At 59.1% G+C, this 22,908-nt stretch carries 20 protein-coding genes; 9 read left to right on the top strand and 11 right to left on the bottom strand.

Translation table 11 applies throughout. The features are described from left to right. Positions 1–77: 77 nt before the first annotated feature. Positions 78–2,531: a GcvT family protein gene (locus tag AC2FGE_RS13205; RefSeq protein ID WP_496819669.1), complete on the top strand. Its 2,454-nt coding sequence runs from the start codon at positions 78–80 to the stop codon at positions 2,529–2,531. A gap of 263 nt (positions 2,532–2,794) precedes the next feature. Next, the gene (gene rarD, locus AC2FGE_RS13210) at positions 2,795–3,700 is read left to right on the top strand and encodes an EamA family transporter RarD (RefSeq protein WP_496819670.1); all 906 of its coding nucleotides are present in this window, start codon (positions 2,795–2,797) and stop codon (positions 3,698–3,700) included. On the opposite strand, the gene AC2FGE_RS13215 is transcribed toward rarD, so the two are convergent. Together AC2FGE_RS13215 and AC2FGE_RS13220 are read right to left on the bottom strand one after the other, a co-directional pair. Next, positions 3,691–4,401, bottom strand: a complete 711-nt coding sequence (locus tag AC2FGE_RS13215) for an SGNH/GDSL hydrolase family protein (protein WP_496819671.1) — start codon at positions 4,399–4,401, stop codon at positions 3,691–3,693. The genes rarD and AC2FGE_RS13215 overlap by 10 nt on opposite strands. 2 nt (positions 4,402–4,403) lie before the next feature. Beyond that, positions 4,404–4,814, bottom strand: coding sequence for a nuclear transport factor 2 family protein (locus AC2FGE_RS13220; RefSeq protein ID WP_496819672.1), 411 nt, complete (start codon positions 4,812–4,814; stop codon positions 4,404–4,406). Positions 4,815–4,911: 97 nt separating this feature from the next. Here AC2FGE_RS13220 and AC2FGE_RS13225 point away from each other — a divergent pair, with 97 nt between their 5' ends. After that, complete coding sequence (locus AC2FGE_RS13225; RefSeq protein WP_496819673.1) at positions 4,912–5,559, top strand: RluA family pseudouridine synthase; 648 nt, start codon at positions 4,912–4,914, stop codon at positions 5,557–5,559. 2 nt (positions 5,560–5,561) lie between these two features. Here the strand turns inward: AC2FGE_RS13225 and AC2FGE_RS13230 are convergent, their stop codons facing one another. Further along, positions 5,562–5,753, bottom strand: coding sequence for a hypothetical protein (locus AC2FGE_RS13230; RefSeq protein ID WP_496819674.1), 192 nt, complete (start codon positions 5,751–5,753; stop codon positions 5,562–5,564). A gap of 104 nt (positions 5,754–5,857) precedes the next feature. Here AC2FGE_RS13230 and AC2FGE_RS13235 point away from each other — a divergent pair, with 104 nt between their 5' ends. From AC2FGE_RS13235 to AC2FGE_RS13245, 3 genes are all read left to right on the top strand, one after another. Further along, positions 5,858–6,553, top strand: coding sequence for a helix-turn-helix transcriptional regulator (locus AC2FGE_RS13235; protein WP_496819675.1), 696 nt, complete (start codon positions 5,858–5,860; stop codon positions 6,551–6,553). Positions 6,554–6,683: 130 nt separating this feature from the next. Continuing rightward, entirely contained in the window at positions 6,684–7,355 is a 672-nt protein-coding gene (locus AC2FGE_RS13240) for a YiaD family glycine zipper/OmpA-like lipoprotein (protein ID WP_496819676.1), read from the top strand. Positions 7,356–7,442: 87 nt separating this feature from the next. Then, a complete protein-coding gene (locus AC2FGE_RS13245; protein ID WP_496819677.1) occupies positions 7,443–7,982 on the top strand; it encodes an NADPH-dependent FMN reductase in 540 nt (179 codons plus the stop codon). A 7-nt stretch (positions 7,983–7,989) separates the two neighbouring features. Here AC2FGE_RS13245 and AC2FGE_RS13250 read toward each other — a convergent pair whose 3' ends face one another. Next, entirely contained in the window at positions 7,990–9,024 is a 1,035-nt protein-coding gene (locus AC2FGE_RS13250) for an NAD(P)/FAD-dependent oxidoreductase (RefSeq protein ID WP_496819678.1), read from the bottom strand. 55 nt (positions 9,025–9,079) lie between these two features. Between AC2FGE_RS13250 and mnmC2 the strand changes: the two genes are divergently transcribed. Both mnmC2 and AC2FGE_RS13260 read left to right on the top strand, forming a co-directional pair. Continuing rightward, positions 9,080–9,745 carry a tRNA (5-methylaminomethyl-2-thiouridine)(34)-methyltransferase MnmC2 gene (gene mnmC2 / locus AC2FGE_RS13255; RefSeq protein ID WP_496819679.1) on the top strand — a complete coding sequence of 222 codons (666 nt, stop codon included), beginning with the start codon at positions 9,080–9,082 and terminating at the stop codon, positions 9,743–9,745. Continuing rightward, positions 9,742–10,611, top strand: a complete 870-nt coding sequence (locus AC2FGE_RS13260) for a DMT family transporter (RefSeq protein WP_496819680.1) — start codon at positions 9,742–9,744, stop codon at positions 10,609–10,611. Before mnmC2 ends, AC2FGE_RS13260 begins: the two co-directional genes overlap by 4 nt. Here AC2FGE_RS13260 and AC2FGE_RS13265 read toward each other — a convergent pair. After that, positions 10,585–12,558, bottom strand: coding sequence for a lytic transglycosylase domain-containing protein (locus AC2FGE_RS13265; protein ID WP_496819681.1), 1,974 nt, complete (start codon positions 12,556–12,558; stop codon positions 10,585–10,587). The two genes, AC2FGE_RS13260 and AC2FGE_RS13265, sit on opposite strands and share 27 nt — an antisense overlap. Before the next feature lie 135 nt (positions 12,559–12,693). Here AC2FGE_RS13265 and dapA point away from each other — a divergent pair, with 135 nt between their 5' ends. Next, positions 12,694–13,566, top strand: a complete 873-nt coding sequence (gene dapA / locus AC2FGE_RS13270; protein WP_496819682.1) for a 4-hydroxy-tetrahydrodipicolinate synthase — start codon at positions 12,694–12,696, stop codon at positions 13,564–13,566. A 146-nt stretch (positions 13,567–13,712) separates the two neighbouring features. Here dapA and AC2FGE_RS13275 read toward each other — a convergent pair whose 3' ends face one another. From AC2FGE_RS13275 to pdxR, 6 genes are all read right to left on the bottom strand, one after another. Further along, positions 13,713–14,600 (bottom strand): dimethyl sulfoxide reductase anchor subunit family protein, encoded by an 888-nt coding sequence (locus AC2FGE_RS13275; protein ID WP_496819683.1) that lies wholly within the window; start codon positions 14,598–14,600, stop codon positions 13,713–13,715. Next, entirely contained in the window at positions 14,600–15,349 is a 750-nt protein-coding gene (locus tag AC2FGE_RS13280; protein WP_496819684.1) for a 4Fe-4S dicluster domain-containing protein, read from the bottom strand. The genes AC2FGE_RS13275 and AC2FGE_RS13280 overlap by 1 nt, the downstream gene beginning before the upstream one ends. Positions 15,350–15,476: 127 nt before the next feature. Beyond that, on the bottom strand, positions 15,477–18,296 hold the full coding sequence (locus AC2FGE_RS13285) for a molybdopterin oxidoreductase family protein (protein ID WP_496819685.1): 2,820 nt from the start codon (positions 18,294–18,296) through the stop codon (positions 15,477–15,479). Between the two features lie 90 nt (positions 18,297–18,386). Further along, the gene (gene pta / locus AC2FGE_RS13290) at positions 18,387–19,394 is read right to left on the bottom strand and encodes a phosphate acetyltransferase (RefSeq protein WP_496819686.1); all 1,008 of its coding nucleotides are present in this window, start codon (positions 19,392–19,394) and stop codon (positions 18,387–18,389) included. A 27-nt stretch (positions 19,395–19,421) separates the two neighbouring features. Beyond that, on the bottom strand, positions 19,422–21,191 hold the full coding sequence (gene xsc / locus AC2FGE_RS13295) for a sulfoacetaldehyde acetyltransferase (RefSeq protein ID WP_496819687.1): 1,770 nt from the start codon (positions 21,189–21,191) through the stop codon (positions 19,422–19,424). 125 nt (positions 21,192–21,316) lie between these two features. Next, positions 21,317–22,777 (bottom strand): MocR-like pyridoxine biosynthesis transcription factor PdxR, encoded by a 1,461-nt coding sequence (pdxR, locus tag AC2FGE_RS13300; RefSeq protein ID WP_496819688.1) that lies wholly within the window; start codon positions 22,775–22,777, stop codon positions 21,317–21,319. Between the last annotated feature and the right edge of the window lie 131 nt (positions 22,778–22,908).

Here is a 22,908-nt window from a genome sequence, read left to right on the forward strand (position 1 = left end):
TGCTGACGTTTTTGATAGGTTTTCTGTCGATCTTCCGTGCGATGCAGGTAAAAACCTGACAAAGCGGAGTCTGCACAATGGTTAATCTGCCCAGCAAAGCCCGAGTGGTCATCATCGGCGGCGGCGTCATCGGATGCTCGGTTGCCTATCACCTGACCAAGAAGGGCTGGAAAGACGTTGTCCTGCTTGAGCGCAAGCAGTTGACCAGCGGCACCACATGGCATGCGGCGGGCCTGATCGCGCAGCTGCGCGCGACGGCAAACATGACCAAACTGGCGAAATACAGCCAAGAGCTTTACGGCGCGCTGGAAGAGGAAACCGGCGTCGCCACCGGGTTCAAGCGCGTCGGGTCAATCACCGTCGCGCTGACCGAAGAACGTAAAGAAGAGATATACCGCCAGGCCGCCATGGCCCGCGCCTTTGGTGTCGAGGTCGAAGAAATTTCGAACGAACGGGTGCATGAGATGTATCCGCACCTGAACCTCGATGGTGTCAAAGGTGCGGTTTACCTGCCGCTCGACGGGCAGGGCGATCCTGCGAATATCGCCCTGGCATTGGCCAAGGGCGCGCGGCAGCGCGGCGGCGTCGTCAAAGAACGGGTGAAGGTCACTGATATCGTCAAGCAAGGCCGCACGGTCACCGGTGTGGACTGGGTTGCCGATGATGGCGGCGCCTCGGGCCATATCGAATGTGATATGGTGGTGAACTGCGCGGGTATGTGGGGCCACGAAGTTGGCCGGATGGCAGGTGTGAACGTCCCGCTGCACGCGTGCGAGCATTTCTACATCGTCTCGGAACCCATCGAAGGTCTGACCCCGCTGCCGGTTTTGCGCGTGCCGGATGAATGCGCGTATTACAAGGAAGATGCGGGCAAGATGATGCTGGGTGCGTTTGAACCCAACGCCAAACCCTGGGCCATGGGCGGCATTCCAGACAGCTTTGAGTTCGACCAACTGCCTGAGGATTTCGATCACTTTGAACCGATCCTCGAAGCGGCCTGTGAACGCATGCCGATGTTGGCCGAAGCGGGCATACATACCTTCTTTAACGGGCCGGAAAGCTTTACGCCCGATGACGCTTATCATCTGGGTCTCGCGCCCGAGATGGACAATGTCTGGGTTGCCGCCGGTTTCAACTCGATCGGTATCCAATCCGCCGGTGGTGCGGGCATGGCGTTGGCCGAATGGATGGACAGTGGTGAAAAGCCGTTCGATCTGGGTGACGTGGATATCAGCCGGATGCAGCCGTTTCAGGGCAACAAAAAGTACCTGTTCGAGCGTTCGAAAGAGACATTGGGCCTGCTTTACGCCGACCACTACCCCTATCGTCAAAAGGCGACCGCGCGCGGCGTGCGCCGGACGCCGTTCCATCATCACCTGAAGGAACAAGGGGCCGTTTTCGGCGAATTGGCGGGTTGGGAACGCGCCAACTGGTTTGCCAATGACGGGCAGGAACGCGAGTACCAATATAGCTGGAAACGTCAAAACTGGTTCGAAAACTCTGCAGCTGAGCACCGTGCTGTGCGCGAGAATGTGGGTATGTACGACATGTCCTCCTTCGGCAAAATCCGGGTCGAGGGGCCGGATGCCGAGAAGTTCATGAACTATATCGGTGGCGGTGACTACTCGGTGCCCAATGGCAAGATCGTCTATACGCAGTTCCTGAACCGCACTGGCGGGATCGAAGCGGATGTCACTGTGACCCGCCTGACCGAAACCTCCTACCTGGTGGTCACCCCGGCGGCGACGCGGCTTGCTGATCAAAGCTGGATGCAGCGCCACGCGGGTGGTTTCAACGTGGTCATCACCGATGTCACTGCGGGCGAGGGCGTATTGGCCGTGATGGGCCCGAATGCGCGCGCGCTCCTGGAAAAGGTCTCTCCGGCTGATTTCTCGAACGCGACCAATCCGTTTGGTACCGCGCAGAACATCGAGATCGGCCTGGGCCTGGCCCGCGCGCATCGCGTAACCTATGTGGGTGAACTTGGCTGGGAGGTTTATGTCTCCTCAGATATGGCCGGCCATGTGTTCGAAACGCTGCATGAAGCCGGTCAGGATATGGGGCTGAAGCTGTGCGGTATGCATATGATGGACAGCTGCCGGATTGAAAAAGGTTTCCGCCATTTTGGCCACGACATCACTTGCGAAGATCATGTGGTAGATGCGGGGCTAGGCTTTGCCGTCAAGGTAGACAAGGGCTGCGATTTCATTGGCCGCGAGGCCGTGATCACACGTAAGGAAAATGGACCCCAAAGCCGTCTGGTACAGTTCAGACTGGCCGATCCCGAACCGCTCCTGTTTCATAACGAACCGATCGTGCGGGATGGCGAATATGTCGGCTATCTGAGTTCGGGCAACTACGGCCACACGCTGGGCGGCGCTATCGGCATGGGCTATGTTCCCTGTGAAGGTGAGAAAGCAGCCGATGTCCTGGCTTCGACTTACGAGATCGATGTCTGTGGCGTGAAGGTCAAAGCCGAAGCGTCTTTGAAGCCAATGTATGACCCCAAATCCGAACGCGTCAAAGTCTGAGATGGGTCAGGGGGCTCTGCCCCCGGCTCCCTGCGGGCACCTCCCCCGGGATACTTCGGGCCAGATGAAGCTTGGGATCCTGACTTCATCTGGCTAAAAATATCTCGGAGCGCGAGGCGGAGCCTCGCTGTATTCAAATTGAATTGTGTACGCGCTCAGACATCGACCCATCACTATTCGTTATGTTAGGCTTCACTGATTTCGGAGTTTTCAATCCCTAAGTACCTGCCGTACACCGGTCCGGTACCAACCGGAGATCTGCCGTGTCAGACACACCCTCTTCACTTCAGAACGCGGATACCCCAAAGGGGTTGGTGCTTGCGGTTACGGCTTATGTTCTTTGGGGTTTCTTGCCGCTTTATATGAAAGCGATGGATCATATTGGTCCGGTCGAAGTGGTTGCACATCGTGTGATCTGGTCAGTGCCGGTTGCGGGTCTGTTGTTGATCCTTCTGGGGCGCACGGGGGATCTGAAAGCAGCCCTTGGTAATCCTAAGATGCTGGGGATGGCGGCGGTCACGGCTGCGCTGATTTCAGTGAACTGGGCGATTTATGTTTGGGCGATTTCAACCGGACATGCGCTGGATGCTGCGCTGGGGTATTATATCAATCCTTTGTTCAGCATCGCGCTGGGCGCGATATTGCTGCGCGAGCCGCTGAACAGAACGCAGCTTGTGGCGGTTGGTCTGGCCGCGCTGGGTGTTCTGGTTTTGGTGTTCGAGGCCGGTCGGCTGCCTTGGGCCGCATTGGGTTTGATGGTCAGCTGGGGTTTTTACGCCTTTTTCAAACGCTCTCTGCCCATTGGTCCCAATCAGGGATTTCTGCTAGAAGTACTCATCCTGCTGATCCCGGCGCTGGTTTATGTGACATTGCTGGGCGTGCAAGGCGCGGGTCATTTCGGAATGGTTGCGTCCGACACTTTGCTCTTGTCTTGCGCAGGTATTGTAACCGCTGTGCCCTTGTTGGTTTATGCAAACGGGGCCAAGCTGGTGCGTTTGTCGACGATGGGTATTCTGCAATACATCGCGCCCACAATGATTTTCATCACTGCGATCACTTTGTTCGGAGAGCAGATTGATCGTGGCCGGATGATTGCGTTTCCGTTGATCTGGGCGGCGTTGATTGTCTATTCGATTCCGTTGATCCGACAGGCGCGACGTCAGGTTTGAAGCAAAAGTTTCGCCGCTCTTTCTGCCCAGATCGCATAGGTCTTGGGGCTGGGATGGTAGCCGTCTGGCGCGACCAGGGCAGGGTCGTCAGGTAAGTCCAGTTTCAGATGTCTGAGTTCGGGATGCGCTGCTGTCACCCGTTGCAAACCCTGGTCAAGCCGCGCGGATTGCTGGCCCAGAACCCATGCCAAAGGCTGGGGCAGAGCAGGAAACCGGTTCATTTGGGGGACGGCTGTAACCACGACCTGACGTGCGCCAAACATCTGCGTCAGCAGGGTCGCCAATTGGGTCTGGCGCTCAACGAAACGTTTGAGAGTGACGCCACGGGTCACATCATTCACCCCCAGCGCAGTGACAACAGCGTCATATGTGCCGCCTAGTTGCGATAGCCTGTTGAACGTGTCTTGAGTTGTATGCCCGGTGGTGGCCTCTAGCCGCCATTCGACCGCGTGGTGTTTCGACAGGTGACGCAGCAAATGACCGGAAAGGGCCTGATCTTGCCTGCCTGCGCCGACCCCTGCGGCAGAACTGTCACCCGTGATCAACAGGCGGAGCCGGGGCCCGCGACCGATTTGCCCGTGGCGTGGGCCAGCGGGTTCCGGCAGCAGTTGAGCGCTGCGGCGCACCGAAAGGCCCTGCAACGCAAGAACCGGCGCCAATGGTAAGCGGACAATCTGATCGGCGGCAATTGAGATTGGCATGATCAGCTGAGTGCGGATTTGAAGTCCAGAAAGCGCGGATCGCGTGTGACGCGGGCCATCATCGCCTCGCGCAGGGCCCCGATAGTTTTGTAAGGGCGCATGACGACCTCGAATTCCTGTATCAGGCCGACGTTGTTGAGCGTGATCAGATCCACGCCAACCGCGTCCAGATCACCGACCTTGCATTGAAATTCCAATGCCCAATCGCAGCCGCTGCCCATGATCCGTCGATACCGAAAGTCGGAAAACACCTGCCCCACATGGCCCAGGACAGCCGCAACGGGCTCTCGTCCTGTCCATGTGCTGAAATAGGTCGGGGGCAAGAAACGGACGTCTTCGGCCAACAGTGGGCGGATCTGCGCCTCATCCCCTTTGGCGACAACCTGTTGCATGTGTTCGATTGTTGGATGCATGGCCTCTCTCCCTTGCTCGGTCCAAGGGTTCACGAACACCGTGTGGCGCGCAAGGACGACGTTGCGGTAGGGTGCGCCCTGCGTTAGGCAGGCGCGCATGACCGAAGCCTATGATCCTCCGAACACACCGCTGGATGTGCTGCATGAAGATGCGCAGTTGATCGTGGTCAACAAACCTTCGGGGTTGCTGTCTGTTCCGGGCAAGGGTGAGCATCTGGCAGATTGTTTGTTGACCCGTGTGCAGGCTGCGTTTCCGCAGGCCTTGTTGGTGCATCGGCTGGATCGTGACACCTCGGGCGTCATGGTGTTCGCCCAGACCCCTCATGCGCAACGGCATCTGAGCATGCAGTTCGAAAAACGTCAGACGCGAAAAACTTATGTTGCGCGCGTTTGGGGGCGGGTCAAAGACAAGACTGGAACCGTTGATCTGCCGCTGATCGTCGACTGGCCCAACCGCCCGCGTCAGATGGTATGTCATGAAACCGGCAAACCGGCAGTGACCGACTGGCGTGTCGTGAAACACGAGGGTGAGAGTACCCATATGCGCCTGTTTCCCAAGACCGGGCGGTCACACCAGCTGCGAGTTCATATGCTGGCGCTGGGTCACCCGATTTTGGGTGACCCGTTTTATGCCGAAGGCCCTGCGCGCGATTTCCCGCGCTTGATGTTGCATTCCGAGGAACTGCGTCTGAAAAACCCCGAAGGCGGGGTTTCCATGAAATTCAGGGCGCCGGCGGATTTCTGAATTCACGCGATGCTGGTCCACAGCGTCTTCAGATTGCCTAGCGAAAAGCGGCGCGCGCGTTTTTTTGTGTTGGCTTGGCAAGGCTGTCTTGCCTGCGCAAGTTCGCGTTCAATCTCAAAGGCGCGCAGCGTGTGGTCCTCCGACCAGCGGCCAAGTTTCAGGGTCATCATGACGTGGTTGTCGAGATAGGGCATGCCATCACTCCTTTTTCGGGACTGTTCCAGCTTCGCCCATCACTCCTGACACCACCTTGTCAGTGGGGCGTGCTAATGTGTCAGTAGCGTTGAGGGAGAAAAACATGCGCCGTTCGACCCGATTGTTCGAAATCATCCAGATACTGCGTGCTGCCGACGCGCCGGTGACGGCTGAGGCATTGGCGGCCAAGCTCGAAGTATCGGCGCGCACGGTTTACCGGGACATCGCGGCACTGCAGGCGCAGCGCACCCCCATCGAAGGCGAGGCGGGGATCGGGTATCTGATGCGCCGCGGGTATGATCTGCCGCCGCTGAATTTCGATGCGGAGGAGGTTGAGGCCCTTTGGGTAGGGCTGTCGCTTTTGGCGCGCACCGGCGACAGCGAGTTGCAGGAAGCTGCCCGCCGTATCTGCCGCAAGATCGACGCGCTGCACGACACGCCCAGACGCTGGCTGCGGGTCTCGACCTGGGGAACGCCGCCGGATGATCCGGCCAAAGGCTGCGTGCCTGTTGCCAATTATCGAGAGGCCATTCGCAGCGAACAGAAAATCCGCATTACTTATGTGAATGGGGCAGAGGAACGTACAATTCGCGTCGTCCGCCCCGTTGCCCTGATCTATCATATCGAATGCACGATGCTGGCCGCCTGGTGTGAGCTGCGCAGCGGGTTTCGCCATTTTCGAACGGACCGTATCTGGGCCAGTGAAAGCATAGACGAGAGCTTTTGCGGGCAGGGCGAATCCCTGCGCACCCTCTGGCAGGAACAGACCCGTTGGGACAGCCATGTCGAAACCGCCTGATCGGTGGGTTTGGGCAGGTATTCGCCGACTTCACCGCATTGTTGCTTGAGCCTGTAGGTAGTCCCCATGATATAATGCGCTGAACAAGGCAAACCCGAACAAACCGGGGGCCGGAGCAGAAGGTGATATCATGACGATTTCCAAGTTTTTCGTGGCGACCGGGCTGGGTTCGACCCTGGCACTCGCAGCATGTACCGATCCGGGCACGCTGAATGTCCCCAGCGATCCGAACCAAAACGCCAAACAGGGCGCGCTTATTGGCGGCTTGATTGGGGCGGGTGTCGGGGCCATTTCTAACGATTCCGACCCGCTGTTGGGTGCTTTGGCGGGCGGCGCAATCGGTGCGGCAGGTGGCGGTCTGATCGGCAATCAGCTTGACCGTCAGGCAGCTGAACTGCGCCAGCAGCTAGCCAATGATGGCATCACCATCGTGAATACCGGGGATCGCCTGATTGTCACCGTGCCGAACGACATCACGTTCGATACGGACAGCGCCACCGTGCGCCCGGCCCTGCGCTCGGATCTGGTGAAGGTTGGACAGAACCTGGTGAACTACCCGAACTCGAACGTCCAGATCATTGGCCATACCGACAGCGACGGCGATGCCGCCTACAATCAGGGCCTCTCGGTCCGTCGCGCGAATGCGGTGGCGGATATTCTTCAGGCCAATGGCGTGGGCTACAACCGCATCACAACCATCGGGCAGGGCGAAAACAATCCGATTGCGTCGAATCTGACACCAGCGGGTAAGGCACAGAACCGCCGTGTTGAGATAGTGATCGTCCCCAGCGGTAACACCTGATCGCGCAGGGCCTGTGCATAAAACAGGGTTTGGATCGGGCCTGTGCCGGTTTAACTATGGGGAAACAACGAAACGGAGTTTCCCCTGATGTCCAAACCGATCCTGCTGGGCCTGTCCGGGTCCCTGCGCCAAAGCGCAACCAACCGTAAATTGCTGCGTGAAGCCGCGCGGCTGTTTGATCCTGCTCAGTTTGTTGAGGCTGACCTGAATCTGCCCCTCTATGATGGGGATTTGGAGGAAGGCGAAGGTATCCCCGCTGTCGTTCAAACGCTTCGGGATCAGATCGAGCAGGCGCATGCGGTGATCATTTCAACCCCGGAATACAACAAAGGCCCTTCTGGCGTTCTTAAGAACGCACTGGACTGGGTCAGCCGGACCGAAGGCAACCCATGGGCTGACAAGCCAGTTGCGGTTATGTCAGCCGCTGCGGGTCGCGCAGGTGGAGAGCGGGCTCAGATGATCCTGCGGGCTTACATGGTGCCGTTCCAGCCGCTGATTTTACAGGGACCGGAAATCCATCTGGCCAACAGTTCGAACGAATTTGACGATCAGGGCAGGTTGACCAGCGCGCGCTATGAAAACATGCTGGGGACCCTGATGCAGAAGCTGCGGAACCTGAGCGTTTAGATCCGGGTCAAAGCGAGGCTTCGGGCCGGAAGTCATCCGGGATTGTATCGCGCTCGTCCAGTATCAGATCGGCCATGACCTCGGCGATTTTCGGGGCCATGCCGAAACCGATCTTAAATCCGCCATTGGCGATGAACTGCCCCTTGTGTAACGGGTGTGCGCCCAGCATCGGCGCGCGGCTTTTGCTGCGAGGCCGGACACCGGCCCAACGCTCGATCACCTCGGCGCCGTGAAGCAGCGGAACCGCCTGCATGGCGCGCTCGATCACATCGTCCAGCGCGCTGTCGGTACTGGCGGGATCGTCATAGTCACGTTCCGAGGTCGAGCCGATGGCCAGCGTCCCGTCGGCATGGGGCACGATATGGATCGCGTCCGTAAACAGTTGCGGCACCGAGCCCGCATCAAACCGCAGCAGCGCCGCCTGGCCTTTCACACCGTTGCCGGCTGTTTTGCCAAAGACTTCGCTCAGTTCCTGCAGGCCAGCGACCCCGGTGGCGTGCACAACTCGACCTGCATCGGGTGCATCAGTGACCACCTTTACCCCCATGACCGCCAAAGCCGCGACTAGTGCAGCGCAAGCGCGGCGTGGGTGCATCCGGGCGGTTAGCGTGTCATGAATGACATAGCCGGTCGGGCTGGGCGGGCACCATGATCCGGCCTCGGCGATCTCTATGACCTGCCACGCAGCACGGCCCTGCCACAGCTCTTGTGCCGTGAGTTCGCGCGCGCGCGCCAGATCAAGGCTGTGCGGGTCGGCAATCGGCTGAATGCGCCCCAAACGCCCATACCCGGCAGAGACACCGCCGATAGTCTCAACTTGCGTCCAGAACGGTTCGGCCATGATCAGGCTGTCGAACTGAAAGGCCTTCTTGGCGTTCCAGTTTTCAGGCACATGCGGGGCCAAGGCACCGACCAGACCGCCGCTGGAGCCCGCACCCGGACCAAAGGGATCGACGATGCGCACCTTCGCGCCGCGCTGCGCGCAGGTCCAGGCGATGGACAGGCCGAAAATCCCGGCTCCTCGGACGGTCACATCGACCATTGCCAAACTCCTTTTCCTTGTTCAGTGTCGCGCCGTTTAGCTACAGGATTCCCCGATGGCAAACCAGCGCGCCGAGGTCACGTGGACCGAGGATCAGATACCCGTCTCGGATCGTTTCGACGACCCATACTACTCGTTGCAAAACGGGGTCGAGGAGACGCGGCATGTTTTCCTTGCGGGCAACGAGCTGCCTGCGCGGTTTGTGCCGGGTTTTCACATTGCTGAGCTGGGGTTTGGCACTGGGCTGAATATGCTCACCACGTGGTCTGCCTGGGAACAGGCGGGTCAAACGACCCCGCTGCACTTTACTAGCTTCGAAGCTTTTCCAATGGACACAGCGGATATGCGGCGGGCTTTGACTGCATTCCCTGAACTGGCGCTATGGGCGGATCGATTTCTGGAGAAATGGACAGGGAAAGACTGCCTGCTCGATACGCTGGTACTAACCGTCATTGAAGGCGACGCGCGCCAGACGTTACAGAATTGGCAGGAGCGGGCGGATGCGTGGTTTTTGGACGGTTTCTCACCCGCCAAGAACCCCGAGCTTTGGGGCCCTGACTTGATGCAGCAGGTTGCAGATCATACGGTCCAAGGGGGCTCGGCGGCCACCTATACCGCCGCCGGATTCGTGCGGCGCGGATTGGAGGACGCGGGTTTCCAAGTGACCAGAACCCCCGGCTATGGCCGCAAACGCCATATGACACGGGCGGTCAAAGCATGACCCAGCAGAACAATACGCGCGCGGGCGTTGCGTTGATGATTGGCGCGACAATCGTCTTTGCCTTGCAGGACGGAATCTCTCGCCATTTGGCCGAGTCCTATAACACTTACATGGTCGTGATGATCCGCTATTGGTTCTTCGCTGCCTTCGTGATCGCCCTGGCTGCGCGCGCGCCTGGCGGGTTGAATACAACGACCCGAACCAACCAACTCGGATTGCAAATCTTTCGGGGCGTCTTGCTGGCGGCTGAAATCTGCGTCGCCGTTTTCAGCTTTACCATTCTGGGTCTGATCGACAGCATGGCTGTTTTCATCTGCTATCCACTGCTTGTTGCGGCGCTCAGCGGCCCGGTGCTGGGCGAACGGGTCGGATGGCGTAGGTGGACGGCGATTGGTGTCGGCTGCGTTGGCGTTCTGATCATCCTGCAGCCGGGGGTTGGGGTCTTTAACCCTTGGGCTATCATTCCGCTGATTTCAGCCTTGATGTTTGCTTTGTACGGCTTGTTGACCCGCTATGCCGCGCGTCAGGACAGCACGGCCACCAGCTTTTTCTGGACCGGCGTGTCCGGTGCGGTCGCCATGACGCTTGTTGGCATGTGGTTCTGGGAACCCATGGCCCAAGGCGATTGGGGCTGGATGGCGGTGTTGTGCGTCAGCGGGGCGCTTGGGCACTGGTTGCTGATCAAGTGCTATGAGATGGCCGAGGCCAGCGCCGTTCAACCCTTTGCCTATTTCCACCTCGTCTGGAGCGCAATCCTGGGTATTTCAATCTTTGGTGAAGTGTTGCGCCCCGAAGTGGTTGTCGGGGCGGCGGTTGTTGTGGCCGCGGGCCTGTTCACACTATGGCGCGAACGCAGCCAGGGTTGAGCCCTTCAACTCCTGCGAAAAGGGGATTGGCAGGGCAGGTTGACCCAGGCGAGCCCGATAAACCGGAAGGCTTTCTGCCACGCGCATCACATAGTTGCGGGTTTCGCTAAAGGGGATGGTCTCGATCCAATCGACCACATCCACCTGGCCCCGGCGCGGGTCGCCATAGCGTTCCATCCAGGAAATAGGCCGCCGAGGTCCGGCATTGTACCCTGCCGCCATCATGACCACATTGCCGTTGAAATCAGCCGCCAGCCCCGACAGGTAATTGGCCCCGAGTTTCGCGTTATACTGCCAGTCCGAGGTCAAGCGTCCGGTCTGATGCCCGCTGAGGATACCTAGCTCCTGCGCCACCAGTTTCGCGGTGGCTGGCATTACTTGCATCAGACCGCGCGCGCCTGCACCGCTGATGACGACCGGATCAAACTCGCTTTCGCGTCGTGCGATGGCTAGTGTCATTTCCTTGGCCATCGGCAGGCCCATATCGGCCACAGGGTGCACGGGGTAGTAGGCCGCCGGTAGGACTGTACCGGTGGTGGCTGCCCGTTTGGCAATCATGACCGCCAGATGCGGTTCGTTCAGCTCGATCGCCAGATCGCCCAACTGAGCGGCCTGAACCGGATCAAGGCCTTCGACCAGGTGCGTCAGAAACCGCTCGGACAGATTATCCTCGCCTGCTTTCAACAGCAGCAGCCCGGCTTCCAGAACACTGGAATTGGTGAAATCCGCCTGCCGCCAATGCGGCGCACGGCGGGGTGTGGCCAATTCAGGATCAAACGGGCGTCCGATCTGTTCAGCCGCCAGCAACCCGTAGAACGAGGTCTGATTGTCCGCCCCGATGGCGTAAGCCTCATAAGCCTTTTCTGCCTCACCCTGCGCCGCATAAGCGCGGCCCAGCCAATATCCCCCGCGACCTTTCGAGATCGGGGATTGCACGGCGTCCGAGAAATTCTGGAAATGACGCACAGCAGTGGCTGGATCGTTCAGTCTGCGTAGGGCCAGAAAACCTGACAGCCATTCCAGATCAGCATAGGCATAGCCCATTTCCGGCGTCATATGATGGGTTGAGGCAACCTTGTAGGCCCGCGCCGGTCGGCCTTGCCGCATCTCCAGCCGTGCCAACCTGCGCCGTCCTTCGGCCCACTTGTCAGGCTCGCCTAAAGCCTCCGGGCTGGTAGATCGGGCCAGCATCAGATCAACCGCGCTGTCGTCCAGTTCTTTTCTGTCGCGCCAGACGAAACGGTCAAAGGCAAGACCCGGGGCATCCGCAACCGACTTTGGCACTGCCGCCACCTTTGTATCGACGCCAGGTAGACGCTTTTGCAACGCAATCCGTGCTTCGGCCAGTTTGCGATCATCCGCGCCCACCAGTGGTAACATCTGGGATGCACTCACCAGATGGCCATCCCATAACATCCGGTCCAACCGCGCTGCGTGATGGGGTTTCAGCAACTTGCCAAAATTCTCGACGTAATTTTTCTGCAACCCCGTGCCCATGGGCATGGTGCGCCAGGCTGTGACGATATCCGCCTGTGCCTCACCCTGTTGTCCTTTTGCCATCAGGGCGACGGCGTAATTCAACGCACCCTCCGCCGTTTGCGGCGGCACATCTGAGTAGAACTTCAGCACGCGATCGGGGTCTGCGCCGGTAAAAGACGGCTCGCTTTTGCGGCGCAGCCAGGCCAGACCGGGCCAGTCCGGACGGCGATCCAGAAACACCAGCACATCGCCCGAGCTGCCAAAGCCCTGCCGCAGCCATTCCCACACGATGATATCGCGCGAAACCGATCCGCGCTGCCCAGACACGCGCAGTGCCTCGTTCCAGTCACCCTTGCGCATCTCGCTTAACCCGGCACGCAAATCGGCAGCAGCATCCGCCTGCGCGGGTTGTGGCGTTAAAGCGGAATACAGAATCACGGCCATCATCAGGCCCAGAACGCGTGTCATGCCTTGCATTTCCCAACCAACCAAGGATAGAGCCTGTGAGGATAAACCTTGCATCGCCGGGATCAACTCACAAAGCCTAAATCGTGATGGCCCGCGGTGTAAAAAACACGGAAACTGCACCTTAAGGAGCGTGTCATGTTCAAAGGCTCTATGCCCGCCCTCGTCACCCCGTTCACAAACGGCGCGTTGGACTTGGATACGCTCAAACACCTTGTCGAATGGCAGATCGAATCCGGCTCTACCGGGCTGGTCCCCGTGGGCACCACCGGCGAAAGCCCGACGCTGAGCCATGATGAACATGAGACGGTTGTGGAAGAGGTGGTCAAGGCCGCCGCAGGTCGTGTGCCGGTGATTGCCGGTGCGGGTTCGAACAACACGGTTGAAGCAGTGCGCTTTGTGCAATTTGCCAAGAAAGTCGGCGCGAATGCTGCACTTGTTGTGACGCCCTACTACAACAAGCCGACTCAGCGTGGCCTGTTTGAACATTTTGCCGCGTTGCACGACTGTGCCGACATTCCGATCATCATCTACAACATCCCTGGTCGCTCGATCATCGACATGACGCCCGCCACGATGGGTGAACTGGCCAAGCTGCCACGTATTGTAGGGGTAAAAGACGCCACTGGCGATCTGGCGCGGGTCAGCCAACAGCGTGCAAGCTGCGGTGCCGACTTTTGCCAACTGTCTGGGGAAGATGCGACGGCTTTGGGCTTCAACGCCCATGGCGGTATCGGGTGTATCTCGGTCACGGCCAATGTGGCCCCGAAACTTTGCGCTGAATTCCAACAGGCGACATTGTCAGGCGACTACGCAACAGCATTGGCCTATCAGGATCGGTTGATGCCCTTGCACGAGGCTCTTTTTATCGAGCCCGGCCTTGTGGGTGCCAAATACGCGCTTAGCAAATTGGCCCGCTGCAGCGCTGAGGTGCGCCTGCCGCTGACCAGCTTGGAAGACAGCACCAAAGCCGCCATTGATGCGGCCATGGCCCATGCCGGTCTGATCTGAGCCTAAACAAATCCAAGCAAAAAGGGCGGCCTCGATCCCCGAGCGCCGCCTTTTCCATTTCAGCCCGGATCCAGACTTCATCTGGCCAGAAATATCCCGGGGGGTGAATTGAGCTGCGGGCTCAAGAGGGGGGCTGGCCCCCCTACCTATCGCTTGCCATAATACAATCCGACCACATGCTCGGCTTGGGCAAAGAACAACCAGCGCGACGTGGCAATGCCCGCCAGATGTGAGATCACGGCCAATAGCGCAAACAGATGCTTTATCGCCAAACCTCCGACCGGTAGAGCCAGCAGAATAAGCGGCAAGACAAAGCCCAACGCAAACGCGATCATCCGCAGTTTTTGCGCATGTTTGCGGCCCACCACATGGACGAATTCGCGCAGCAGGTAGTTAGTGCCTGTATGCGGCGGCTCAAACGCGCGCACGGTTCCACGCGCGCCCAATCCGGTTGCGGTGCCCAGATCAGTTCCAGAGTTTGCGAGCGCGCTGTCTCCTTGGTGCCAGTACAGAATCTGGACCAACGCAGCAATCAACAACAATGGTATGGCGATAGACGTCTGGCCGGCCAGCAGTGCTCCCCCGGCCAGGCTGAAGCTGAGGAACATCGCCGGCGTCAGCTTCAAGTTCCAGCGCGGTATCGTCTTGAGCTGCGTGTAGATCATTGATGTCGTAAACACCGTCGCAAGCGAAAATAGCGCGCCCAGTAGTCCAAGTGCACCCCAATGCTGCCCTAGAAACACTGCGCCGATGGCGTATAATCCCATGACGATCAACGCGATAACCGCGCACCAACCTTCGCGGCTGAGCCAACTTGAGCGCCATTGCGTGAAGGCTTTGATCGCGCGTTCCGGGTGGCCAAGGTGAAAGGTCGACGCCATCAGGCCGCCGACGGCCAGGGCATAGGCGATCGCAAAGAATACAAACGCAACCCAGCCCGTGACTTCTGGCAGGCCGAGGCCCAGAAAGACGAGCAGGCCAAAGCCCAGCCCGGACAAGGTGGTAAAGATGATGACGGAAGGGGCCGGATGCATCAGAGCTTCTCCAGTGTTTTGTCGAGCCAGCCGAGGAACCCCTTGGGCTCTTCCGCGATGGGGGCCAGGAGAGGGGCGAGGATATCGATCTGCTCCTCGATCTGATCCTTGGGTCGGGGTGGCAGGTATTTGTTAACCGGTTTGGTGCCCATCTCGGGCATCAGGTCCATGCCGTCCCGCTCGGCCACCAGTTTGCTGACATCGCTGTCCGGATCGCCGAGGTCGCCGAAATGGCGGGCACCGGCCGGGCAGGTGCGCACACACGAAGGCACGCGGTCTACTTCGGGCAGGTTTTCGTTGTAGATGCGATCAACGCAGAGGGTGCATTTCTTCATCACACCTTCGGCCATGTCCATCTCGCGCGCGCCATAGGGGCAGGACCATGCGCAGAGCCCGCAGCCGATACAGTCGTTTTCATTGACCAACACGATCCCGTCCTCGACCCGCTTGTAGCTGGCCCCGGTGGGGCAGACGGTGACGCAGGGGGCGTCTTCGCAATGCAGGCAGGATTTGGGGAAATGGATGAGTTGAGCCGCGCCCTGTTCGGGTTGCACCTCGTAAGAATGTACACGGTTCAGGAAGGTGCCGGATGGGTTGCCGCCATAGGCGTCCTGATCCGAAAGAGGGGCGCCGTAGTTTTCGGTGTTCCAACCTTTGCAGGAAATCACGCAGGCGTGGCAGCCCACACAGGTATCAAGGTCGATGACCAGACCCATCTTGCGTTCCGTGGATTGGGGGAGCTGGGTCATGACTGCCTTGCCTCCGCTTTGATGGTGAGAGTGGGCTGGGGCTCTGCCCGTCGCCATTGTCTCTCGGACCAATGGCGCGACAATGGCGACCCCGAGATATTTTGGGCCAGATGAAGAATGGATTCGGTCATTTTCCAACCTTCCATGCGATATCCTTTGGGCCAGTGCCAACCGGAGATTGAATCGAGGCGAATTCGGGTTGGCTTTCGGCGTCTGATGGCGGGTTAGCCTTTTCAATTTTGACCTTCAGGTCGAACCAGGCGGCCTGTCCGGTCACTGGATCAGAATTTGCCCATCGCATTCCGTCGCCCTTTGGCGGCAGGAGTTCGTGGATCAGATGGTTCAGCAGGAAGCCTTTGGTGGCTTCGGGGGCGTCGTCCTGCAGGGCCCAGGCGCCCTTGCGTTTGCCGATGGCGTTCCAGGTCCAGACGGTGTTGTCGTTGAGCGCGGCCATCTCCATAACTGGCACTGTGATTTCCCCGTGCGGAGAGCTGACTTTGGCCCAGTCGCCATCCTGCAGCCCATGTTCGCGCATCAGTTTGGTTGGGACGTAGAGCGGGTTACGCCCGTGCAACTGCCGCAGCCACGCGTTCTGGGTGCCCCAGCTGTGATACATGGCCATTGGGCGTTGGGTCAGAGCGTTGACGGTGAAGCCTTCGTTACCTTGTTGGTCTGTTTCATACCAGATCGGTAGCGGGTCCATCTTGTCTTTGATCCGCTCGCGCAGATGGTCCGGCGGCTGGCGATCTCCGTGCCCTTCAGCGGCCAGTTGGAATTTGCGCATAGGTTCGGAATAGAGCTGGAACAGGTAGGGTTGTGGGCTGTCATAAATACCCATGCCCACCGCCCAGTCCTGATAGGCTACATTCCATGGTTTGTAGTAGTCGGCGCCTTCGGGGATGTGGGCCACGTAGAAACCACCGTTTTCGATATAGCGGTTCAGCTGGTCTGGATTGACCTCTCCGCGCCCTTCTTTATCGCCATTTTCACCCCGGAACCCCGCCAATGGGCCGATGCCCGGCTTGCGTTGGTGATTGACGATGTAGTCCGCGTAGTCTTTCCACTTGGGCGTGCCGTCTTCATTGGTGAAGCCCGGCAGGCTCATCCGGTTGGCCAGTTCGATCAGAACCGATTGGAAGCCACGCACATCGCGATCAGGTTCGATCACGGGCCAGCGGATCGCATCTGCGGCGGCGTCAGCCTCGCAGATTGGACGATCCAGCAGGCTGATACAGTCGTGCCGTTCCAGATAGGTCGTATCAGGCAGGATCAGGTCGGCATAGGCTACCATTTCCGAGGAATAGGCATCCGAATAGATGATGTTGGGGATGACATATTTGCCGTCTTCTGTCTTGGCCGTCAGCATCTCCATCACACCTTTGGTGTTCATGGAGGAGTTCCACGACATGTTCGCCATGTACATAAACAGCGTGTCGATCTTGTAGGGATCACCCGCAGCGGCGTTTGAGATAACCATATGCATCAGCCCGTGTGCCGACATCGGATTTTCCCAGGTGAAGGCCTTGTCGATGCGTTGTGGGGTGCCACACGCGTCAAGCAGTAGGTCTTCGGGGCCACGCGGGAAGCCCAGATGCGGGCCCTCCAGCGGGCGGCCCGGGCGACGGTCGCCATGCGGGGTTGGATGCGCCTCGACTGGTTTGGGGTAGGGCGGTTTGAAACGAAAGCCGCCAGGTACCTCGACCGTGCCCAGCAGAATTTGCAGCACATGCAGGGCGCGACAGGTCTGGAACCCGTTGGCATGGGCGGAAATCCCGCGCATGGCGTGGAAGCTGACCGGGCGACCCGTCATCTTGGAATGGGTTTCGCCTCGGAAGTCGGTCCATTCATGATCCAGCTCGATGGCCTCATCAAAGGCGACGCGGGCAATTTCTGCGGCAATGGCGCGGATGCGTTGGGCAGGGATGCCACAGCGGTCGGCCACGTTTTCGGGGGCATGGTCGTCGCTGAGGTATTTCTCGGCCATCAGATGGAAGACCGGACGGTGGGTGATGCCGTCTTTGTCATAGGTGGCCGACAGGTCGGGCCGGACGCCGGGTTTGTCGAACGCTGTGGGCTCTCCGGTAACGCGGTCGATAACCAGCGGTTTGCCGTCGATGTCGCGCAGGAAGAGGCCCTTTTCCGGCCCCTCAGAGGCGTTCACCAATACCGGCGCGTTGGTGTAGCGGCTGAGGTAGTCGAGGTCGATCTTACCTGCTTTCATCAACACGTGAATTAGCGACAGAATGAACAGGCCATCGGTGCCGGGCGTAATCCCGACCCAGTCGTCAGCCACGGCGTTATAGCCCGAGCGGATCGGGTTCACCCCGATCACCCGCGCGCCGCGCGCCTTGATCTTGCCGATGCCCATCTTGATCGGGTTGCTGTCATGGTCCTCGGCCACGCCGAACAGCATGAACAGCTTTGTGTGATCCCAATCGGGCTGGCCGAACTCCCAAAACGCGCCACCCATCGTGTAGATGCCGCCCGCCGCCATATTGACGGAACAGAACCCGCCATGGGCCGCATAGTTTGGGGTGCCGAAGTTCTGCGCCCAGAAGCTGGTGAAGCTTTGGCTTTGATCGCGGCCCGTGAAGAAGGCCAGCTTTTGTGGCGCAGTTTCGTGCAATTCATTTAGCCAGCCAACGGCGGTGCTGATCGCCTCATCCCATTCGATTTCGCGGAATTCACCGGATCCGCGTGGGCCAACCCGCCGCAAAGGCTTGCGCAGACGGGATGGGGCGTTGACCTGCATGATACCGGCGCTGCCCTTGGCGCAAAGAACGCCTTTGTTCACCGGATGATCGCGGTTGCCTTCGATATAGGCGACCTTGCCATCCTTCATATGCACATTGATGCCACAGCGGCAGGCGCACATGTAACACGTGGTCTTGCGTATCTCGTCCGAGACTTTGGGCGATGTATCAAGGATCGGCTGCTGATGGGTCATTGGCGGGTCCTACCTGTTACTTCGGGAGAACATTGTCATTTTCCCGTCGATTTGAGAACATCGTTCTGAGGTCGATGCCTGATTTGGGTTCTAGATTTCAATTGCTTGCAATGCGGTCACAGCGATCATCTGGGTCACGTCCTCGGCGCTACAGCCGCGCGACAGGTCGTTGGCGGGTTGGGCCAACCCTTGCAAGACAGGGCCAACCGCTGCGTAGCCACCCAGCCTTTGGGTGATTTTATAAGCGATATTGCCCGCATCGAGATTGGGGAAGATCATCACGTTGGCCTGACCGGCAACGGATGATCCGGGGGATTTGCGGTCTCCAACCGACGGAACATAGGCTGCGTCGAATTGCAGCTCTCCATCAACTTCCAGATCAGGAGTGGTGCGACGCAGCGTATCTGTAGCCGCGATCACCTTGTCAACATCCGAATGCCGGGCGCTGCCTTTGGTTGAAAAGCTGAGCATCGCGACCTTGGGATCGATCCTCAGTAGGGTGCGGGCTGAGGCGGCCGAAGCGATGGCGATCTTGCTGAGTTCGTCCGGGGTCGGATCAATGATCAGCGCGCAATCGGAGTATATCATCGCGCGTGCACCGGGGTCTGCGTTTTCCGGCGGGTACATCATAAAGAAAGAGGAAACCATACCGGCGTCAGGAGCCATGCCAATCACTTGCAGGGCGGCGCGGACAATGTCTCCGGTCGTGTGAACAGCACCGCCAAGCGTGCCATTGGCGCGGCCACTGCGGACCAGCATGGCCGCGTAGATAGCGGGTGTTTTGACAGCGGCCTGCGCTTTCGCAAGGTCGACGCCCTTGTGCTGGCGCAGCTCAAAATAGGTTTGGGCAAATTCCTCGGTCAGGTCCGAGATTACGGGATCATGGATCATGATACCGTTCGTAGGGGCGGCTTCGTGTTCTTGCAGCGCGGCCTCGACGTCGGCCTGTGGGCCGACCAGAATAATATCGGCCAGATCGGCCTGATGAGCGGCCAGCGCCCCCGCGACGATGCGGGGATCACTGCCTTCGCAGAGAGAGATAACAGGTCGGGTCGCCGGGACGTTCTGACGCAACAGCTCGATGGGCGTTAGGGTCATACGTTCCGGCTCCGATCCGAGTTTGGCTTACTGTGCAGCCATGTCGCTGGCATCGATACCAGCAACTGCAACAGGTTTCTTCATCGCGTCGCGGCGGAAGGGTTCACCCAGTTCCTGGTTGATCATGGCTTCGATCAGGGTGGTGATACCGTTTTTCTGGTCCTCGATGGCCTGGTTCAGGGCGGCGGTCAGCTCGTCCTGCGTGCGGGCGACCACACCTTTCAGACCACAGGCCTGTGCGATACCGGCGTAAGACACTTGCGTGTCCAGTTCGGTGCCGACAAAGTTGTCGTCGAACCACAGGGTCGAGTTCCGCTTTTCCGCACCCCACTGGTAGTTGCGGAAAACGATCTGGGTCACGGCGGGCCATTCCGAGCGGCCGATTGCCGTCAGTTCGTTCACCGCAATGCCAAATGCGCCGTCACCAGCAAAACCAACAACCGGCACGTCCGGTTGACCGATCTTAGCGCCGACGATGGCGGGCAGACCGTAACCACAGGGACCAAACAGGCCCGGCGCCAGATATTTGCGGCCTTCGTCGAAATCGGGATAGGCGTTGCCGATGGCGCAGTTGTTGCCGATGTCTGACGAGATGATGGCTTCGCGCGGCAGAGCCTGTTGGATTGCGCGCCACGCCATGCGGGGGCTCATCCAGTCGGGTTTGGCGTCGCGCGCACGCTGATTCCAAGTGGTGCCGGGGTCGTCATCCTCGTGATCCATGCTGGACAGCTGCTGCGCCCAGGTGGATTTCTTCTGGGCAATGTTCGCCTTGCGCGCGTCACGGCCTTCGTCACCAGCGGTGTCGGACAGTTGCGCCAGAATGCCCTTGGCCACTTTGGCTGCATCTCCCACGATGCCGACGCTGACTTTCTTGGTCAGGCCGATGCGGTCCGGGTTGATGTCGACCTGAATGATCTTGGCGTTTGCGGGCCAGTACTCCATGCCGTAGCCGGGCAGGGTCGAGAACGGGTTCAAGCGCGTGCCAAGGGCCAGAACAACGTCGGCTTCCTTGATCAGCTCCATCCCAGCTTTCGAGCCGTTATAGCCCAGCGGACCCGCAAACAGAGGGTGCTTGCCGGGGAAGGCGTCATTGTGCTGGTAGCCGACACAAACCGGCGCATCCAGACGTTCGGCCAGTGCCATCGAGGCGTCGATGCCGCCTTCGGACAGAACCACGCCTGCGCCGTTCAAGATGACAGGGTTCTTGGCGTTTGACAGAATCTCAGCCGCTTTCGTGACCGAGTTTTCGCCACCCGGGCTGCGTTCGAATTCGATGGGCTCGGGGATTTCGATGTCGACCACCTGTGTCCAGAAGTCGCGGGGAATGTTCAACTGCGCCGGACCAGACAGACGCTTGGCCTGGCTGATGACGCGGGTCAGGACTTCGGCCACGCGGGACGGATCACGGACTTCTTCCTGATAGGCGACCATGTCTTCGAACAGCTTCATCTGTTCGACTTCTTGGAAACCACCCTGACCGATCGTCTTGTTTGCCGCCTGAGGGGTGACCAACAGGAGCGGGGTATGGTTCCAATAAGCAGTTTTGACGGCGGTAACGAAGTTGGTGATGCCGGGGCCGTTCTGGGCGATCATCATCGACATCTTGCCGGTGGCGCGGGTGTAGCCATCGGCCATCATACCGGCGCTGCCTTCATGGGCGCAGTCCCAGAACATGATCCCGGCTTTGGGGAACAGATCCGAGATCGGCATCATGGCCGAGCCGATAATCCCAAACGCATGTTCGATCCCATGCATCTGCAGGACCTTAACAAAAGCTTCTTCTGTGGTCATTTTCATGTGACTGATCTCCGGGCAGGTGAGGAATGGCCGGGCACGCTACCCCGCCGTTGCTTTTGGTTTTGACCCATTGGACAGGGTGGCGTTAGGTCCAGAACGCAGCGCGGACTAGGTCCAGTCGGTTGTCAGATGGCCCGGATCGCCTCGGCGATCAGCTTTATCCCGGGTTCGATCCGGTCCTCTGGAATCGAAGAGTATCCGAGGCGGTAATAATTCTGCGGCTGCTCCGGCCCGGAGAAGAAGGGCAGGCCAGGTTCGATATGCACGCTTTGTCCCTGCAGCTTTTGTGCAAGCCGGGTGGTATCGACATGTCGAGGCGCCGACATCCACAGCGATGACCCGCCCATGATGCCTCGCCCGGCAACGGTCAACCCGTGGTGTTCGACGGCTTTGTCGAGCGCCTCCCGCCGATCTGCCAGTGCTTTGGACATGCGCCTGATTTGAGCGTCGTAGTGGCCCAGCGACAGGAAATAGGCCGCAGTCCGTTGGATGTGTCCCGGCGGGTGGCGCAACACCATGGATCGCAGGGCGCGCGCTTCTCGGATGAAGGGCTCGGACCCGACCATGTAGCCCAGTCTCAATCCTGGAAAGAGAGATTTTGAGAAGCTGCCCACATAGATCACGCGCCCATCCCGATCCATCGACTTCAGCGCCGGAGAGGGCGCGCCAAGAAAGGCCATCTCGAACTCATAGTCATCTTCAACCACCATAGCATCCAGTTCGCGCGCGCGTTCCAGCAGTTTGTGCCGGCGTGCGATAGGCATGGTTGCGGTGGTCGGGCTTTGATGGCTGGGGGTTGTGAAGATCACATCGGTGTTTTCGGGCAACTGATCTGGGGTCAGGCCATCACGGTCGACCGGAAGTGCAGTTACATCACAATCCCAATGGTCCAGTAGGCTGCGCAGCGAGTAATAGCAGGGATCTTCGATCACCGCGGTGCGATTGTGGGTGAGTAACACGCGCGAGGCCAGCCACAACGCGTTCTGCGCACCCATGGTGATCAGAATTTCTTCGGGCCGTGCCGCAATGCCACGGCGGGGCAGGGTGTGGCGGGCTATGAATTCCACCAGCAGCGGATCATCCTGATCCACGTAATCAGCTGTTAACGAGGCGAAGTCCTTATGCCCAAGCGCGCGAACAGCACAGAGCCGCCAGTTGGCGTGATCGAACAAGGTGCGGTCGGCCTGCCCGTAGATGAACGGATAGCGATAGTCGCGCCAGTCAGCGGGTTTGGACAGCATGTCCCCGCCTGAAAACCGACGGGCCAGGGCGTTATCCCAGTCGATTGTTTCTTCGTTGCGCTGCACTGGCGTGTATTTTGGCGGTACTGGCGCGTTTTCTGACACGTAGTACCCGGACCGGCCTTTCGCGGTCAGGTAGTCATTGGCCAGCAGTTCAGTATAGGCCAGCGTCACGGTGATGCGGCTGACACCCAGATGTGCGGCCAATTTCCGGGAAGATGGCAGTTTCTCTCCGACATGGAACCGACCTGACAGAATGCCTTCGGCGATCATCTGCTGGATCTGTGCCTGCAGAGTGCCTTGTCCATTGAGTTCAAGGAAGAAGGTGTCGATCGAGATGGCCATAGGCGCTTATAGGTTGGACTTAAGGATGGTGCAATCTGGACTTACTCTATTTGTTGAAATTTCTAGCAGTGGATTGACGGGCAGCTCGAATCAAACTAAATAACTAGAAAATTAGTTTAATGGAGAAGTCA

The organism is Ruegeria sp. YTSA075, from assembly GCF_059610245.1.